At 72.1% G+C, this 15586-nt stretch carries 16 protein-coding genes and 1 tRNA gene; 5 read left to right on the top strand and 12 right to left on the bottom strand.

Going from position 1 to position 15586, the window contains the following annotated elements; translation table 11 throughout:
* Positions 1-440 precede the first annotated feature (440 nt).
* Positions 441-695, bottom strand: coding sequence for a hypothetical protein (locus ADY01_RS20875; protein WP_159001324.1), 255 nt, complete (start codon positions 693-695; stop codon positions 441-443).
* 166 nt (positions 696-861) lie between these two features.
* On the opposite strand from ADY01_RS20875, the gene ADY01_RS20880 reads away from it, so the two are divergent.
* The 3 genes from ADY01_RS20880 (at position 862) to ADY01_RS20890 (ending at position 3413) form a co-directional block, all read left to right on the top strand.
* On the top strand, positions 862-1683 hold the full coding sequence (locus ADY01_RS20880) for a hypothetical protein (RefSeq protein ID WP_049575776.1): 822 nt from the start codon (positions 862-864) through the stop codon (positions 1681-1683).
* Between the two features lie 288 nt (positions 1684-1971).
* The gene (locus ADY01_RS41605; protein WP_049575779.1) at positions 1972-2244 is read left to right on the top strand and encodes a helix-turn-helix domain-containing protein; all 273 of its coding nucleotides are present in this window, start codon (positions 1972-1974) and stop codon (positions 2242-2244) included.
* Positions 2241-3413 (top strand): site-specific integrase, encoded by a 1173-nt coding sequence (locus ADY01_RS20890; RefSeq protein WP_049575781.1) that lies wholly within the window; start codon positions 2241-2243, stop codon positions 3411-3413. The genes ADY01_RS41605 and ADY01_RS20890 overlap by 4 nt, the downstream gene beginning before the upstream one ends.
* Before the next feature lie 67 nt (positions 3414-3480).
* On the opposite strand, the gene ADY01_RS20895 is transcribed toward ADY01_RS20890, so the two are convergent.
* The 3 genes from ADY01_RS20895 to ADY01_RS20905 all read right to left on the bottom strand — a co-directional run bounded on the left by ADY01_RS20895 (position 3481) and on the right by ADY01_RS20905 (position 5610).
* A tRNA-Ala gene (locus ADY01_RS20895) sits at positions 3481-3553 on the bottom strand.
* Positions 3554-3650: 97 nt separating this feature from the next.
* Positions 3651-3884: a hypothetical protein gene (locus ADY01_RS20900; RefSeq protein WP_049575784.1), complete on the bottom strand. Its 234-nt coding sequence runs from the start codon at positions 3882-3884 to the stop codon at positions 3651-3653.
* 259 nt (positions 3885-4143) lie between these two features.
* Entirely contained in the window at positions 4144-5610 is a 1467-nt protein-coding gene (locus tag ADY01_RS20905) for an MFS transporter (protein ID WP_078900460.1), read from the bottom strand.
* A gap of 118 nt (positions 5611-5728) precedes the next feature.
* Here ADY01_RS20905 and ADY01_RS20910 point away from each other — a divergent pair, with 118 nt between their 5' ends.
* On the top strand, positions 5729-6607 hold the full coding sequence (locus ADY01_RS20910; RefSeq protein WP_049575803.1) for a helix-turn-helix transcriptional regulator: 879 nt from the start codon (positions 5729-5731) through the stop codon (positions 6605-6607).
* 67 nt (positions 6608-6674) lie between these two features.
* Here ADY01_RS20910 and ADY01_RS20915 read toward each other — a convergent pair whose 3' ends face one another.
* From ADY01_RS20915 to ADY01_RS39855, 5 genes are all read right to left on the bottom strand, one after another.
* Positions 6675-7319: a histidine phosphatase family protein gene (locus ADY01_RS20915; protein WP_049575786.1), complete on the bottom strand. Its 645-nt coding sequence runs from the start codon at positions 7317-7319 to the stop codon at positions 6675-6677.
* Complete coding sequence (gene rsfS, locus ADY01_RS20920) at positions 7316-7759, bottom strand: ribosome silencing factor (protein ID WP_049575806.1); 444 nt, start codon at positions 7757-7759, stop codon at positions 7316-7318. The genes ADY01_RS20915 and rsfS overlap by 4 nt, the downstream gene beginning before the upstream one ends.
* 134 nt (positions 7760-7893) lie before the next feature.
* Positions 7894-9813: an LCP family protein gene (locus ADY01_RS20925; RefSeq protein WP_049575789.1), complete on the bottom strand. Its 1920-nt coding sequence runs from the start codon at positions 9811-9813 to the stop codon at positions 7894-7896.
* A 21-nt stretch (positions 9814-9834) separates the two neighbouring features.
* Positions 9835-10458, bottom strand: coding sequence for a nicotinate-nucleotide adenylyltransferase (nadD, locus tag ADY01_RS20930; protein ID WP_049575792.1), 624 nt, complete (start codon positions 10456-10458; stop codon positions 9835-9837).
* Between the two features lie 10 nt (positions 10459-10468).
* Positions 10469-10630 carry a hypothetical protein gene (locus tag ADY01_RS39855; protein WP_199826275.1) on the bottom strand — a complete coding sequence of 54 codons (162 nt, stop codon included), beginning with the start codon at positions 10628-10630 and terminating at the stop codon, positions 10469-10471.
* A gap of 210 nt (positions 10631-10840) precedes the next feature.
* Here ADY01_RS39855 and ADY01_RS20935 point away from each other — a divergent pair, with 210 nt between their 5' ends.
* Positions 10841-12136 carry a M48 family metallopeptidase gene (locus tag ADY01_RS20935; protein WP_078900461.1) on the top strand — a complete coding sequence of 432 codons (1296 nt, stop codon included), beginning with the start codon at positions 10841-10843 and terminating at the stop codon, positions 12134-12136.
* Here the strand turns inward: ADY01_RS20935 and ADY01_RS20940 are convergent.
* Genes ADY01_RS20940 through ADY01_RS20950 form a run of 3 tightly spaced genes read right to left on the bottom strand, consistent with a single transcriptional unit; the run spans position 12105 to position 15423 of the window.
* Positions 12105-13196 carry a hypothetical protein gene (locus tag ADY01_RS20940; RefSeq protein WP_049575796.1) on the bottom strand — a complete coding sequence of 364 codons (1092 nt, stop codon included), beginning with the start codon at positions 13194-13196 and terminating at the stop codon, positions 12105-12107. The two genes, ADY01_RS20935 and ADY01_RS20940, sit on opposite strands and share 32 nt — an antisense overlap.
* Before the next feature lie 54 nt (positions 13197-13250).
* On the bottom strand, positions 13251-14102 hold the full coding sequence (locus ADY01_RS41610) for a hypothetical protein (RefSeq protein WP_159001326.1): 852 nt from the start codon (positions 14100-14102) through the stop codon (positions 13251-13253).
* 49 nt (positions 14103-14151) lie between these two features.
* On the bottom strand, positions 14152-15423 hold the full coding sequence (locus tag ADY01_RS20950) for a glutamate-5-semialdehyde dehydrogenase (protein WP_049575814.1): 1272 nt from the start codon (positions 15421-15423) through the stop codon (positions 14152-14154).
* Between the last annotated feature and the right edge of the window lie 163 nt (positions 15424-15586).

Consider the following 15586-nt stretch of genomic DNA (forward strand, 5'->3'; position numbering starts at 1 on the left):
CATGATCCACATCGCGTCGATCGACAACCTTACCAAGCGCATAACAGGCGAGACCACACCAACCTGGCGAGGCACCTACTAGGGCATAAGCGGCAATCTGCCTACTTCAAACGCCCTCTGAGAGCACCGACAGATGCCAAAGAGAGGCCACCACCGCATAACATCACCGATAACGAATTGGCAAAGCACCTCTAACACCCCAGGTCAGTAAGGGTTCTCCCCGCGCGAGCGGGGGTCTTCCGGAGAGCGAGCGCGCGGTAGGGCGGAACCTCGAGTTCTCCCCGCGCGGGCGGGGGTGCTCGATAGTTGGATCGGGTCTTGCGGCGCTCAAGATCTGTCGTTCCCAGGCACCAGAAGCCGCGGCGCGGCCTCGGCGCTTGTTGACGGATAGGCCCGGGGCGCGCAGAAGGCTCGCGTTGTCCTGGCGGTGGGAGGGTGCGTTATCGCGGAGTGCTGTCGGGGTCGTCGTCTCCCGTGGGGAGACGGACTTCCTCACCCATGGCTCGGCAGGCCTGCTCGTACCAGTCAACCGGGACGATGACCGCCTGGGGGTCCTGGTAGCGCACGGCCTGGATATGTTCGCGGCCGTACTGGACTCGGCCCATCACCTTCACGATGTTCTTCCGCAGATCCGCGGACTTCATCCGTACGGTCCGCGGCAGGCGTCCGTCCTCCGCAGAGGTCCCCTTCGACATGGGCGACATCGTACGGGACTCTAAAGTTGCGCAACATATGCATGTTGCGCGATACTCTGTGTAGTCGGAGAGTCACTTCGGCAGTCACAAGACACGGAGGTCGGACGATGCCCCACCCCACCCTCACCGCCGATACGCACATCAGCACCACAACGGAAGGCGGGCGGTGACGGCGCCCGCCTCCGGGCCGCCGTCCGTGGAGGACCGGGTACGCGGCCAGGCCGCCGTCATCGCGGCCACCGCGTTCACCGCGTTCCTGCCGCTCGTCCTCGTCACCCTCACCACCATCTCCATCTGGACCGGCGCGGTGAACGTCATGGCGATGCACGCCTACCTCGACCACCCCGGCGCGACACCGGGCGTGATGTGGGCGGTGCCCGTCGCCGTCCAGGCGTTCATCATCGTGGGCGAGGTGACCATGGTGCTCAACTCCGTGCTGCGCCGCACCTGGATCCTGGTGTCGGGAGCAGCCGCCGCCGTCGCCGGATACGGAGTCGAGATCGGCGCGCACATCCACTACGGCGAGCAGGCCGACGCGATCGGCACGATGATCGTGGCCGCGATCGCCTGCGGCGGCGGTTGGGCGCTGGTCGCCGCCCTCATGGACCGCGGAGTCGAAATCGCCAACGGCCGGACCGACGAGCACCCACAACCAATGCGGGCCGCGATCCCCGCACCGGACCCCGAGGCCACCGCCGACACACCCGAGCCGGCACCAGCACCAGCCCGCGAAAGCGACACCCCCGAACCGGACGCTCCCCCGCGCACGTACCAGCGCAAAAGGCAGGGCCGCCGGACGCGGGAGCAACTACTCCGGGAAGTACGCGTACTGGCCCCCCAGCACGCGAAGCTCAGCCCCAACTGGGTCGCCTCCCAGCTCGGGATCTCCTGGGTCAACGCCCGCGCACTGCTCAACGATGCAGGCCGCCTCGCCACCCCGCCTCCCACCAGGCGCGGCCGGATGAGCACAGCCATGCCGAGCGAATAAACACATGTTTACGAGCCACCCGGGCGAAGTTGGCGAAACCGCCGCCCGCGCTCAGCGAACGCCCGTCAGCGATCCCTACAGTCGTAAACGTATGTGAACAGTCCATCCGCACAACCTCAGCGACAACCGCCGCTGACCGGCCCCCCGGACGGCTCCGATACCGCCAAGCATCACGCCGTCCGGCGGGCCACACCCACCCGAACCGTGACGATCCGAGAGGCACGCACCATCATGCCCCAGTCACCCACCCCCGCACCGCCCTGCCCTAACTGCGGCGACTTCCCCGTCGTGGCCGTCACCACCGGACGCCGACTCCCCGACGGCGCGCGCGAGACCAACACCGTCCACTGCGCCACCCACACCACAACGACCGGCGAACCCCGCCTCTACCGCATCACCGACGCCGTCACCCTCCTCAACCTCAGCCGCAGCAACATCTACGACCTCATCCGCACCGGCCGCCTCCGCACCGTCACCCAAGGCCGAGCCCGCCGCATCCCCGCCACCGCCCTCAACGAGTACATCCACCTCCTGGAGCACGAGGCAGGACAGGCAACGTGACCACCCGCCGCAGCAGAGGCGACGGCGGGCTCCACTGGAACGAGGCCCGCAAACGCTGGATCGCCACCGCCAGCCTCGGCCACCACCCGGACGGCACACGCAACACCAAACGCGCCAGCGGACGCACCAAGACCGAAGCCAAGACCAAACTCAAAGAACTACTCGCCAGCAGCGACACACCCACCGCCGAGCACGAGGACCCCGCCGACTGCACCGTCGAACAGGCCGTGACCAACTGGCTCGACCACGGCCTCGCCGACAAGGACCCCGCCACCGTCAAGAACTACCGCACCCTGAGCAACACCCACATCATCCCCACCCTCGGCGACATCGAACTCAACGACCTCACCATCGACCACATCGAGGCATGGCTGGCCGCCAAGGCGAAAAAGCTCAGCACCCGCACCCTCAAAGCCATCCACTCCTGCCTCAACCGCTCCGCCCAACGCGCCCTCATCCGCGGCAAGGCCACCCGCAACGTCGTCACCCTCTGCACCGTCCCACCAGGACAACCCGGCCGCCCCTCCAAGGCGTTCACCCGCGCCCAGACCGCCGCCATCCTCGACGCCACCCGCAACGACCGGCTCCACGCCTACCTCGTCCTCTCCCTCCTCACCGGCGCACGCACCGAAGAACTCCGCGCCCTCACCTGGGACAACGTCGACCTCGAAGGAAACCCCCAAGCAGAACCACCCATCCCGCCCCACATCGCCGTCCGGCGCTCCGTGCGCCGCACCGGAGACACCAAGACCCACCGATCCCGCAGAACCCTCGCCCTGCCCGCCCGCTGCGTCACCGCCCTCACCACCCACCGCACCCGACAGCGACGCGAATACAAGAACGCCGGACTCACCTGGCGGGACACCGGGCTCGTCTTCACCACCACCGCCGGCACCCCCATGGACGCCGCCAACGTCCGCCGCGCCTTCCGGCGCGCCCTCGCCACCATCGACGGCATCGACCCCGCGGAGTGGACACCGCGCGAGGGGCGACCCACCTTCGTCTCCGTCCTCTCCGACGACGGCATCACCACCGACAAGATCGCCCCCCTCGTCGGCCACAGCAGCACATCCACCACAGAGAGGATCTATCGAAAGCAGATCCGACCCGTCGTCCAGACCGGCGCGGTGGTCATAGACCGCATCTTCACCGCGAAACAGGATCGGTAGTCACTCAGATAGTCGCTCACCCACACCACAGAGGCCGCCTCCCTCACGGGAGACGGCCTCTGACCTGTGGAGCTAAGGAGAATTGAACTCCTGACCTCTTGCATGCCATGCAAGCGCTCTACCAACTGAGCTATAGCCCCTGGCTGGTCCGCCTCGGGGTTTCCTTGGCGGCGACGCCTACTCTACACGGGGGCCGGGGGCGTTTGCCAAATTGGTTTGGGGTGGTGGGAGGCGGGGTCAGACGCTCGCGAAGGAGTAGAAACGCTTCAGCGCGCAGTGCTCGTCGAGGAGGCGGCCGTAGATCGGTTCGCCCTCCAGCTCGCGGTAGACCTCGATGGGGTCGCCCTTGATGATCAGCGCCCGCGCGCACTCCACGCACCAGTACTGGTAGGCGACATTGACCGGCTGGAGGTCGCGGACGATGGGCGTGCCCGCACCGCACCAGTCACACTTTCGGCTGTGGGCACCCATGCGCGGTCAGCTCCACTCTCGGTCGCGGGCTGTGCACACGTGGCATACCCCTCCGTCGAGCCGGGTGACGTCGGCCGGGGCTCCCGCTCCCGACGTAGCTCCGATTCTGCCACGTCACCGGCGGCCCGATAAGCCCACCGATCCCGTCTCCACACGAAGGGAGACGGGATCGATACACAGCGGGTCCACCTCGATCGTCGCCGGTCGATTCCGGACAGCGACCGGGCGGCGCTTCGTCAACGCCCCCCGCCAACGACGGTCAGCGCGCCCGCAGCCGCCTCACGCCTCCCGAGACGGCGCCCGCCACCGCGCCCGCGGCGCCCACGGCGCACAGCGCGAGCATCGTCGCCCACAGCCCCTCGGCCGTCGACAGCCGGCTCTCGGCGCGGTTGAGGAAGAGCGTTCCCAGCGCCGCGATGCCCACCAGCAGGCCGAGTTGGGACATCATCGCGGTCACGCCGCTCGCGTCGCCCGCGTCCTCCGGGGCCACCAGCGCCAGCGCCCGCGTCAGGACGGGGCCGTAGGCGAGCGCCAGCCCCAGGCCGTTGAGGAGGAACGGGCCCGTCAGCGCCGCCCATCCCCCGTCGCCGCCCCGCATCGCCAGCCCCATCCACAGCACCGCCGCCGCGGAGAGCGTGAAGCCCAACGGCACGAGCCCCCCGTGCCGGCTCGCGGGCAGTCTCCGCCACAACAGCGAGGCCGCCCCGAACGCGACCGCCGTCGGTATGAACATCAGCCCGGTGCGCAGGGCGCCATAGCCCAGCCCCTCCGCCTCCACCGGCCCCTGGAGGTGCAGGGACAGGGTGAACAGCACGCCCCCGTTGATCGCCATCGACAGGAAGATCCGGACGGCGGCCAGCGGCATCCCCGGGCTGCGCAGCACCCGCGGCGACAGCAGCGGCGCCCCTCCGCGCCGCGCCAGCCGGGCCTCGTACCGCACGAAGGACGCCAGCAGCGCCGCGCTGGCGCCGAAGGACAGCCAGCACCACAGCGGCCAGCCCTCCTCCCGCCCCAGCACCAGCGGCACCGTCAGCGTGAGCACCGCGGCCGTCATCATCGTGAGGCCCGGGAGGTCGAGGCCGCGCGCCCGTTCCGCGCCGGCGGGCCGGTCGAGCGGGATGGCCCGCGCGCCGACCGCGAGGAGGGCGAGGCCGATGGGCACGTTGACCAGGAAGACCGGCCGCCAGCCCCAGCCGAACAGGTCGGCCTGGATCAGCACCCCGCCCACCACCTGCCCCGCCGCGGCACCGGTGGCCAGCACCATCGCGAACATCGTCAGCGCCCGCGCCCGTTCCTGCCCCTGGAACGTGCGCTGGATCAGGCTCAGCACCTGCGGCAGCATCAGCGCGGCTCCCGCGCCCTGGACGAAGCGGAACGTGATCAGCTGCCCGCTCGTGGCGGCCAGCCCGCAGGCCAGCGAGGCCGCGGTGAACAGCGCGAGCCCGCCGAGGAAGAGGCGACCGTGCCCGTACCGCCCGCCGAGACGAGCGCCGGTGATCAGGAGGACCGCGTAGGAGATGGTGTAACCGGCGAGAACGAGTTGGAGCGCGCCGTCGGAGGCGCCCAGGTCGGTCCTGATGGTCGGCGCCGCGACATTGACGATGAAGACGTCGAGCAGCGCCATGAACTGCCCGGTCAGCACGGTGGCGAGCAGCCGCCCCCGGCGCCTCGCCCCGGTGGCTCCCGCGGTCGGCGGGCGCGCCGTGAGCGTCGTGGTGGTGGTCATGGGTCCAGGCTCCGCCCGCCGCGGTGCCGCCGACGAGAGCCCGTTGATACTGGTACCGACAGCACCCGTCGGCGGCCTCCGGGCGGCCCGCGGCCAGGGGCAGACTGGGAGGATGAGCATGGCGACCGTGGCACGCGGCCACCGGTCGGAGCGGCGCAGGCCGCAGCTGGCCGCCTTCCTGCGCAGCCGCCGGGCGCGGATCGCCCCCGCCGACCTGGGGCTCCCGGCCGGGCTCCGGCGGCGGACGCCGGGGCTGCGCCGCGAGGAGGTCGCGCAGCTCGCGGGCGTGGGGGTCACCTGGTACACGTGGCTGGAACAGGGTCGGCCGATCAACGCCAGCGCCCAGGTGCTGGACGCGGTGGCCAGGACGCTGCGGCTCGACGCGGCGGAACGCGAGCACCTGTACCACCTGGCCGAGGTGCCGCTCGCCCCCGACCGGGACGGCGAGGACGGGCCGGAGCGCGGGGTGAGCGAGGACGTCCGGGCGGTGCTCGACGCCCTCGACCCGCTGCCCGCCGTGATCTTCAATCCGCGGTACGACGCGCTGGGGGCGAACGCGACCTACTGGGCGCTGTTCCCCGACATCCACCACGTGCCCCCGGCCGAACGGAACGCCCTCCGCCTGCTGTTCGGCGGTCCCGTCGAGGGCTGCCCGCTGGTCTTCCGCGAGTCGGAGCTGAAGGTGATGGTGGCGACCCTGCGCTCCTCCTACGGCGCGCACGTCGGCGAGCCGGTGTGGGAGGAATTCATCCGCGATCTGGCCGAGCGCAGCCCGGAGTTCGCGGCGATGTGGTCGAGCGGGGACGTGGTGCCGCCGGGGCCGCGGGTCAAGACGTTCCGGCATCCGCTGGTGGGCCAGGTCAGGCTGCGGTCGACGTCCATGACCATCAACGGGATACCCGACAGCCGCATGGTCGTCTACGTCCCGGGTGACGAGGAGAGCCGCCGCGGCATCGAGGCGGTCTGCGAGGAGGCCCGGCGGGCCCTGGCGCCCTGACCGGAGGAGAACGGAACGGCCGGGCCGGGGGCCGGGGCGTGGGCCCGGCGGTCACGGGCCCGGCCCGTCAGACGTCGTCGCCGAGAACCGGCTCGGGCAGCGAGCCCGCGTTGTGCTCCGTCAGCCGCCAGCCGCGCGCCCCCTCGCCCAGCACGGACCAGGCGCAGTTCGACAGGCCGCCCAGCGCCTCCCAGCTCACCGGGGGCAGGCCGAGCAGGCGGCCGATGGTGGTGCGGATGGCGCCGCCGTGGCTGACGACCACGAGCACGCCGTCCGCGGGCAGCTTCTCCACGGCCCGCTCGACCAGCGGCGCGGCGCGGTCGGCGACCTCGGTCTCCAGCTCGCCGCCGCCCCTGCGGACGGGCTCGCCGCGCTTCCACGCGGCGTACTCCTCGCCGAAACTGGCCTGGATCTCCTCGTGCGTCAGCCCCTGCCAGGCGCCGGCGTACGTCTCGCGCAGGGCCTCGTCATAGCTGACGGACAGGCCGGTGACGGCGGCGAGCTCGGCGGCCGTGTCCACGGTGCGCCGCAGGTCGGAGCAGATGATCGCGTGCGGGTTCAGGGTGGCGAGCAGCCGGGCCGCGCGCCTGGCCTGGGCCCGGCCGATCTCGGTCAGGTCGACGTCGGTGGTGCCCTGGAAGCGGCGCTCCAGGTTCCACGCGGTCTGCCCGTGCCGCCACAGGACGATGCGCCGGGAGCCGGGGGCGCTCAGCTGAGCTCACCGCCCCTGACGGCGCCGTCGGCCACGCGCTCCCTCTCCCGGGCCGCCGCCTTGCCCTGCGTGGCCTTGGCGTCCTCGGGCAGCTCGATGGACGGGCAGTCCTTCCACAGCCGCTCCAGGGCGTAGAAGACGCGCTCCTCGGCGTGCTGGACGTGGACCACGATGTCGACGTAGTCCAGCAGGACCCAGCGGCCGTCGCGCTCGCCCTCCCGGCGGACCGGCTTGGCGCCGAGCTCCGTGAGCAGTCGCTCCTCGATGCCGTCGACGATCGCCTTCACCTGCCGGTCGTTGGGGGCCGAGGCGAGGAGGAAGGCGTCGGTGATGGCCAGGACGTCGCTGACGTCGTAGGCGATGATGTCGTGCGCGAGCTTGTCGGCGGCGGCCTGGGCGGCGACCTCGACCATCTCGGTGGCGCGGTCCGTTGCGGTCACGGGTGCGGCTGTCTCCTCGGTGTCGCGGTTGCGCGGTGTCGCGGTGTTCACGGTGTCGCGGTGTTCACGAGCGCCGGTCGATCCGGTGCTTCCGGTGCTTCCGGTCGTTTCAGGGTCTCACGGAGCGCTGACACTCACTGCTCATAATCCTCGCCCAGGATGATCGTCACATCGGCATTTCCCGCGCCCTCGCCCGCGGCGACGGCCTCCTCGGGAAGCCCCAGCGTCCGTGCGACCTCGAGGGCGGTCTCCTGGTGGGCCTCGTCCCCGTAGACCACCCGCGACTCGGCGCTCGTCTCGTCGGCCGCGCGGCTGTCCACGACGGTGAAACCCCCGTTGACCAGCGAGATCCTCGCCGTCTCCGCCGCCTCGGCGCCGCTGGCGTCCCTGATGCCGATGCGCGGCGCGGCGTCGGGGTCCGCGTTGCTGACGGTGCCGCCGAGCACGTCGACCACGAGGCCGTCCGCGGTCGCGTCACTGAGCGTGCCGTTCCCCTCGACGGGCAGTGCGGTGGTCGTGTAGGCGTCGTCCTGGGCATACCCCGCCAGCTGGGCGAGGCTGACGCCGAGCTCGTCCTCCGTCAGGGAGGGGTCGGTGATCTGCGCGAGCGCCTCGACCACCTGGGTGGCGCCGCTCTCGCCGTCGGGCATCTTCGCCAGCGCCGCCTGCATCACCTGGCCGAAACGCTCCAGCTGCGCCGTTCCCGGCTCCTCCTCGGCCCGGTGGGTGGCGTAGGCGACGGCGGCGCGCCCCGCGAGCAGCACGTCCTCGCCCTGGGGAACGAGCGGCCCCTCGCCCTCCTCCTCGCCCGCGATCTCCGTGTCCGTGGTCAGCGTGATGCCGCCGACGAGGTCCACCAGGTTCTCCAGGTAGGGGGTGTCCAGCCGCCAGGTGCCCTTGATGTCGGCGCCGAGGAGGCCGCCGATGGCGTCGCGGACCGAACCGGCGGCCTCCTCGCTGACGGCCTGGCCGAGCGTGGTGGTTCCGCCGTCGGGGGTGACGGCCAGTTCGTTGGGGAGCAGGAGGGTGGTGCCGGTGCCCGCGGTCTCGTTGGCGACCAGCAGGGCCGTGGAGGTCTCCTCGGAGTCGAGCGGCCGCAGGTGGACCACGATCACGTCGCGCACCTCGGCGCCGGGTCCCGCCTCCGCGGCGGAGTCGGGCCCCGGCAGGAACGGCAGCCGGTCGGTGGTCCAGAGGAAGGCAACGCCGCCGACCAGCGCGAGGACCAGCGCGATCACCAGCAGCTTGCGCCTGCTGCGACCGCGGCGCTTGGCCTCCTCGCGGCGCTCGGTGCGGCTCTCGCTGAACTTCAGCCAGTCGATGACGTCTTCGGTCTCTTCGTCCTGCTCGTCGACGAACGCGAACTCGCCCGTCTCGTAGTCGATGTCCCCCTCGTCGTCCCGGCCCTGAGGGCCGTCCCCCGCGCCCGGGGGCCTGCGCTGGGGCGGCACGCCGGGCGCGGGCGCGTGCGCGGGCCCCGCCCCGTACGCCGCCTGCTCGGTCACCGGCGGCTGAGGCCCGGTGCCGTAGTCCGCCACCGGCGGCTGCGGACCCGTCCCGTAATCCGCCACCGGCGCCTGCGGACCCGTCCCGTAGTCCGCCACCGGCGCCTGCGGACCCGTCCCGTAATCGGTCACCGGCGGTTGAGGACCCGTCCCGTAATCGGTCACCGGCGGCTGCGGACCCGTGCCGTAGTCGTGCGGCGCCGGGGGCTGGCCGGGGTATCCCTGGTAGTAGTCCTGCGGCGCCTGATAGTCCTGCGGCGCCTGGTACGCCTGAGGGTCCTGGTACACGGGGGAGCCGGGGGGACCCGAGTAGTCCTGGGGAACGGGCGGCTGCTGCCCCGTTCCGTAGTCGTAGCCGTAGGGGTCGGCGACCGGCTGCCGCTGCCAGCCGCCCTGCTCCTGCGGGTCCCCCGGCTGCTGAGGCCGCTGCTGAGGCTCCTGGTGCCGCTGGTACTGAGGGGGGTCCTGCTGCGGCGCGGAGCCGTACAGCGGGCGGCCGTACTCGTCGTAGCCGTAGACCTGCCCGTACGGATCCTGTCGGTCGTTCACCCGTACCGCCCTTCAGTCCGTTCAGCGCGCGGGGTCGCCAGGGTTCCGGTAGAGCTCCCGCTTGTTGATGTAGCGCACCACGCCATCAGGCACCAGATACCAGACGGGGTCCCCGCGGGCGACCCGTTCCCGGCAGTCGGTGGAGGAGATCGACAGCGCGGGCACCTCCACCAGCGACACGCCACCGCCCGGCAGCCCGGGGTCGGCCAGGATGTGTCCGGGCCGGGTCACCCCGATGAAGTGCGCCAGCGAGAACAGCTCGGGGGCGTCACGCCACCCGAGGATCTGGGCGAGCGCGTCGGCGCCGGTGATGAAGAACAGGTCCGCGTCCGCGTGTTGGGCCCGCAGGTCGCGCAGCGTATCGATGGTGTACGTCTTGCCGCCGCGGTCGATGTCGGTCCGGCTCACGGAGAACTGCGGGTTCGACGCCGTCGCGATCACCGTCATCAGGTAACGGTCCTCGGCCGGGGACACCGTGCGGTGCCCCTTCTGCCACGGCTGGCCGGTCGGGACGAAGACGACCTCGTCCAGGTCGAACCGGGCGGCCACTTCGCTCGCGGCGACCAAGTGCCCGTGGTGGACGGGATCGAACGTCCCGCCCATCACGCCGAGCCGCCGCTTCGCGGCGCCTATCCGGTCAGCCATGGAAGGGGCCTCAGCGATCGCGGTTCAGCCGGGTGGTGATCCAGAGCAGCAGGAGCAGCGCGCCGAGGGCGCCGCCGCCGATGGCGTAGGGGTTCAGACTCGCGTGCCGGCCTCCCTCCTCGGCGAGGGTGTGCAGAGCGGAGACGGCGTTCGAGGCGGTGAGCTGAGTCATGCGCGGACCTATCCGGGAACGGGACTGCTGGAAACACTGCTGAGGCTCAGTGCCATCGTATGCGCAGGACTATGCCATGGCCTCTTGCCCCCATCGCTCGCTACCGTGCGGTGGGCGGCGCGGGAGCGGCCACGCCGCGGTTCACGACGCAGGTCGGACGCCGACCGGACCCAGGCCGGACGCCGACGGGAACACAGACGAGAGGGCCCGATGACGGAGCACACCGAGGGAGCGGGAAGTGACGCAACAGTGCGGGAATGGAGGAGATTCCCCGGCATATCGTCCCGCGCCTACGAGCACCCGGCCGACCGCTCGGCGCTGGTGGCGCTGCGGAGGCTGGCCGGGTTCGACACCGTCCTCAAGACGCTGAGCGGCATGCTCCCCGAGCGGAGCCTGCGGCTGCTGTACCTCTCCGACTCGGTCCGCGTGAGCGAGCGCCAGTTCCCCGGCCTGCACATGCTGCTGCGCGACGCCTGCTACACGCTGGACCTGAAGGCGGTCCCCGCGCTCTACGTGACCCAGGACCCCAGGCCGAACGCGATGTGCGTGGGTCTCGACCAGCCGTTCATCGTGGTCACCAGCGGGCTGGTGGAGCTGATGGACGAGGACGAGATGCGGGCGGTCATCGGCCACGAGGTGGGCCACGCCCTCTCCGGCCACGCCGTCTACCGCACGCTGCTGCTCTTCCTGACGAACCTCGCGGTCCGCGTCGCCTGGATCCCGCTGGGCGGCATGGCGGTCATGGCCATCGTCTCCGCGCTGCGCGAGTGGCACCGCACCGCCGAGCTGTCGGCGGACCGCGCCGGGCTGCTGGCCGGGCAGGACCCGCGGGCGTCGATCCGCGCGCTGATGAAGCTCGCGGGCGGCAACCACCTGAGCGAGATGAACACCGACGCGTTCCTGGAGCAGGCCGACGAGTACGAGGCGGGCGGCGACCTGCGCGACTCGGTGCTCAAGATCCTCAACGTGATGCCGCGCACCCATCCGTTCGCCGTCGTGCGCGCCGCCCAGCTGCGCGCCTGGGCGGCGGGCCCCGACTACCAGCGGATCCTGGACGGCCACTACCCGCACCGCGACGAGGACGGGGACGCCTCGGTCACCGACGCGATCCGGGAGTCGGCCGGGCACTACGCGGAGCGGGTGCGCTCGGGCAAGGATCCGCTGATGCGGCTCGTCAGCGAGGTGGCGGGCGGCGCGGGCCAACTGGGCGGCAGGCTGCGGGACTTCGCCACCGGCGCGGGCCGCAGGGCGCAGGCGAACGAGAGACCGCCGGAGCACGAGGGCCCGGGCCCCGAGCACGCCGAGCGGCCCGAGCGCCCCGAGGGATACGAGGGCTCCGAGGGATACGAGCGTCCCGAGGGGTACGAGAGCCGCGAGAGCCGCGAGAGTTACGGCGGCCCCGAGGGATACCAGGGCGGCGAGGGCCGACAGGGGCCATGGGGCCGCGAGGGGCCGGCGGGGCCCGACGGCGGCGTTAGTGGACCTCGGGACGCGGAGGGTCGCTGACGGCCAACGTCCCGCAGGGCGCCGCGCGTTCACCGTCGAGCGCATACGGGTCGGTGCCCTCCGACGCGGGCTGCGAGGCCCGCTCCCCCGCCAGCAGCGGGTGGAGCACGGCCGAGCGGTCCGCGGCGCAGTCCATCGGCCCGGCCACGGTGTCCGCCTGCCGCAGCACGACGTGCCGGTCGCGCAGCTCCTTCTCGCCGAACTGGAGCCGCACCTGCCGCTGCACGGTGAACAGCGCGGCCGGGGCGGCGGCCCCCACCCCGGCCGGGCGCAGGGCGTAGACGTAGACGTGGCGCCCGTTCACCTGGAGGACGTCGTCGGCGATCTCGCTGAACGTGAACGAGCCCTCCACGCGCACCTGCGGGTCGGCGAGCACCGCCTCGTCGGGGTCGAAGCGGACCAGCCAGTCCGTGGCGTCCGACTGCGGGTCCTGGCCGCCCACCGCGGCGTCGAACCGCTGCCGCTGCTCCGCGCCGAGCAACTCCCGCACCGGAACGCTGGTGGTCCCGGTCAGCACCTCGGGCGTGAGGGCGCCGGCGACGGCGTACTCCTTGGCCAGGGTCAGCGCGGTGAGGACCTGCTCGGCGGTGAAGTGGTCCGTGGCCCTGGGGTCCGGCAGGTCGACGCCGCCCGCCCCGGCGCCGAAGCCCGCGGCCGGGCTGTCGGCCCAGAGCGCCGCGAGGTCGGTGCCGCCCCGCACCTCGCCCTCCGGGGCCAGCGCGACCGTCATGGCGGCGGGCGGGTCGGCGACCATGGCGCGGCCCACGTCGTACGGGTTGTTGGCACCCAGGTAGATCGCGGCGGCGAAGGCCAGCAGGATGATGAGCGCCAGGGCTATGCCCTGCTTGGGCACCGTCCGCCCGGTGAGATGACCCCCCGTCTCGGGGGCCCGGGTGCGGACCGCGGTGGTGTGATCTTCGAGCCGCTGGCGCGCGGAGAACTCCTGGAGGCGCGCAGCTCTGATGAACGACTCGTCGAAGACGGTCGATGGGTATTCCTCGTCCCCGGCTCCCGGGACACCCCCGGGGGTACCTTCTGGAGGGTCAGCACGCCCGGCCACCCCTCCAGCGTAGGTCGCCGGACGGAGTGTAAAAAGCCCTCGTGGGCATGGAATTCAGGAGCCGCCCTCGGCGGGGTCCCGGTCCACGACGGTCTGCTCCTCGTCACCCGGCCCCGGATCGCGGGAGGATGAGGACCCCGTGCGCTGCACGGCTATGAGCGCGAAGGCGATCACGCTGATGCCCATGACCATGGCGAGCACGCAGGCCACGGGCCGCTGCCAGCGGGCCGGGCGCCAGCCGGGCGAACGGGCCTCCCACGCGCCGGAGTGGGACCCGCGCGACGGCGGGGGCGGGGAGGAGGAGCGAGGCGCCGCCGGGTACCCGCCCTGCGCGGAACCGAGCGGGCCCAGGGGAACGGCCGAGCCGGGGGAACCGCCGAGGAAGCGGCCCCGCTCGCCGCCGAGCGACGCGGAAAGACCGTGGCCGCCATGGCCGCCATGGCCGTCGGGCCCGTCGTACGGGTGGGGAGCGTCGAAGCCACCGTGACCGTCGAAGCCGCCGTGTCCGTCCAGGTCGTCCAGGTCGTCCAGGTCGTGCTCGTCGAGGTCGTCCGGGAGATAGCGCGTGTAGTCGGAGCGGTCGAATCTGCCCTCGTCGTCCGGATCGTCCGGATCATCCCCGAGGTCGCCGTCGAAGCCACCGAACTCCACCAGGCCCTCGGCGCCGCCCGGTTCCCTGTCGGGGTCGCGGTAGTAGAGGCCGAACTCGGCGGCGGACTCCGACTCGGCGCGCTCCATCGCCGCGAACAGGATGCGTTCGGCCGCCGTCGGCTCGTGGATCGCGGCCGCGTCCACGAAGTCGTCGTCGAGCACCACGGAGGCGAACGCCTCGTCGGCGGCCCCGCGTTCTCCGCTGTCGGGGCCGTCGCCGTCACGGAACGGCAAGCCCCCCAGATCGTCAGGCACGCGTCCAGCCTAGGACGAATGTGTCCGTGACGGGAGGGTCGCCCGAAATTCACTCCCGGGTGTGACCGTCTCCCGTCACCACGTACGTGGTCGAGGTGAGCTCCGGAAGTCCCATCGGGCCGCGGGCGTGCAGCTTCTGCGTGGAGATGCCGATCTCCGCGCCGAAGCCGAACTGGCCGCCGTCGGTGAAGCGGGTCGAGGCGTTCACCATGACGGCGGCCGAGTCCATCAGCGAGACGAAACGGCGGGCCGCGGCCGTGTCCCGCGTCACGATCGCCTCGGTGTGGCCGGAGGTCCAGCGCCTGATGTGCTCCGCGGCCGCGTCGAGCGAGGGCACCACGGCCGCCGCGATGTCGTGACTCAGGTACTCGGTCTCCCAGTCCGTGTCGGTCGCGGCGGCGACCGGCGTGCCCGTGTCCTGGCCCGCCTTCTGCCACGCGTCGTCGCCGTGGACCGTGACGCCGGCCTCGGTGAGCGCGGCGAGGGCGCGCGGCAGGAAGCGGTCGGCGATCCCCGCGTGCACCAGCACGGTCTCGGCCGCGTTGCAGACGCTGGGGCGCTGGGCCTTGGAGTTGACCAGGATGTCCACGGCCATGTCCAGGTCGGCCAGCTCGTCCACGTACACGTGGCAGTTGCCCACGCCGGTCTCGATGACCGGGACGGTGGACTCGCGCACCACGGTCCGGATCAGCGAGGCGCCGCCGCGGGGGATCAGCACGTCGACCAGTCCGCGGGCGCGCATCAGCTCGTGGACCGACTCGCGGCCCTCGCCCGGCACCAGCTGCACGGCGTCGGCGGGCAGCCCGGCGCCCGCGACGGCGTCCCGCAGGACGGCGACCAGCGCGGCGTTGGAGGCGTGGGCGGAGGAGGAGCCGCGCAGCAGCACCGCGTTGCCCGACTTCAGGCAGAGCGCGGCGGCGTCCACGGTCACGTTGGGCCTGGCCTCGTAGATGATGCCGACGACGCCGAGCGGCACGCGCACCTGCCGCAGTTCGAGGCCGTTGGGCAGGGTCGAGCCGCGCACCACCTCGCCGACCGGGTCGGGCAGGGCGACCACGTCGCGGACGTCGGTGGCCATGGCGGCGACGCGCGCGGGGGTGAGGGTGAGCCGGTCCACGATCGCGGCGGGGGTCCCCGCCGCGCGGGCGCGGGCGATGTCCTCGGCGTTGGCCTCGATCACCTCGGCGGAACGGGCCTCCAGCGCGTCCGCGACGGCCGTCAGCGCCGCGTCGCGCGCCGTGCGCGGCAGCGGGGCGAGTTCACCGGCCGCGGCCCTGGCGCGGCGGGCGGCGGCGGTGACGTCGGAGGGGGCGTGACTCATGCCCAGCAGCATAGCCGCGGGCGGAAACCGGCGGCGGGCCCGTTCGCGAGGGGGGGACGGGGAGGGGGGACGGCTGTCTCTTCTACTCAACTGACGCTGCCGACGACGAGGATAGGGGACGAGTCGGGTGGCTGCCGAGTCGTATAAAAAAAATACCAGAAAC

Source organism: Streptomyces sp. SBT349, assembly GCF_001083795.1.
In the GTDB taxonomy this organism is placed as follows: domain Bacteria; phylum Actinomycetota; class Actinomycetes; order Streptomycetales; family Streptomycetaceae; genus Streptomyces.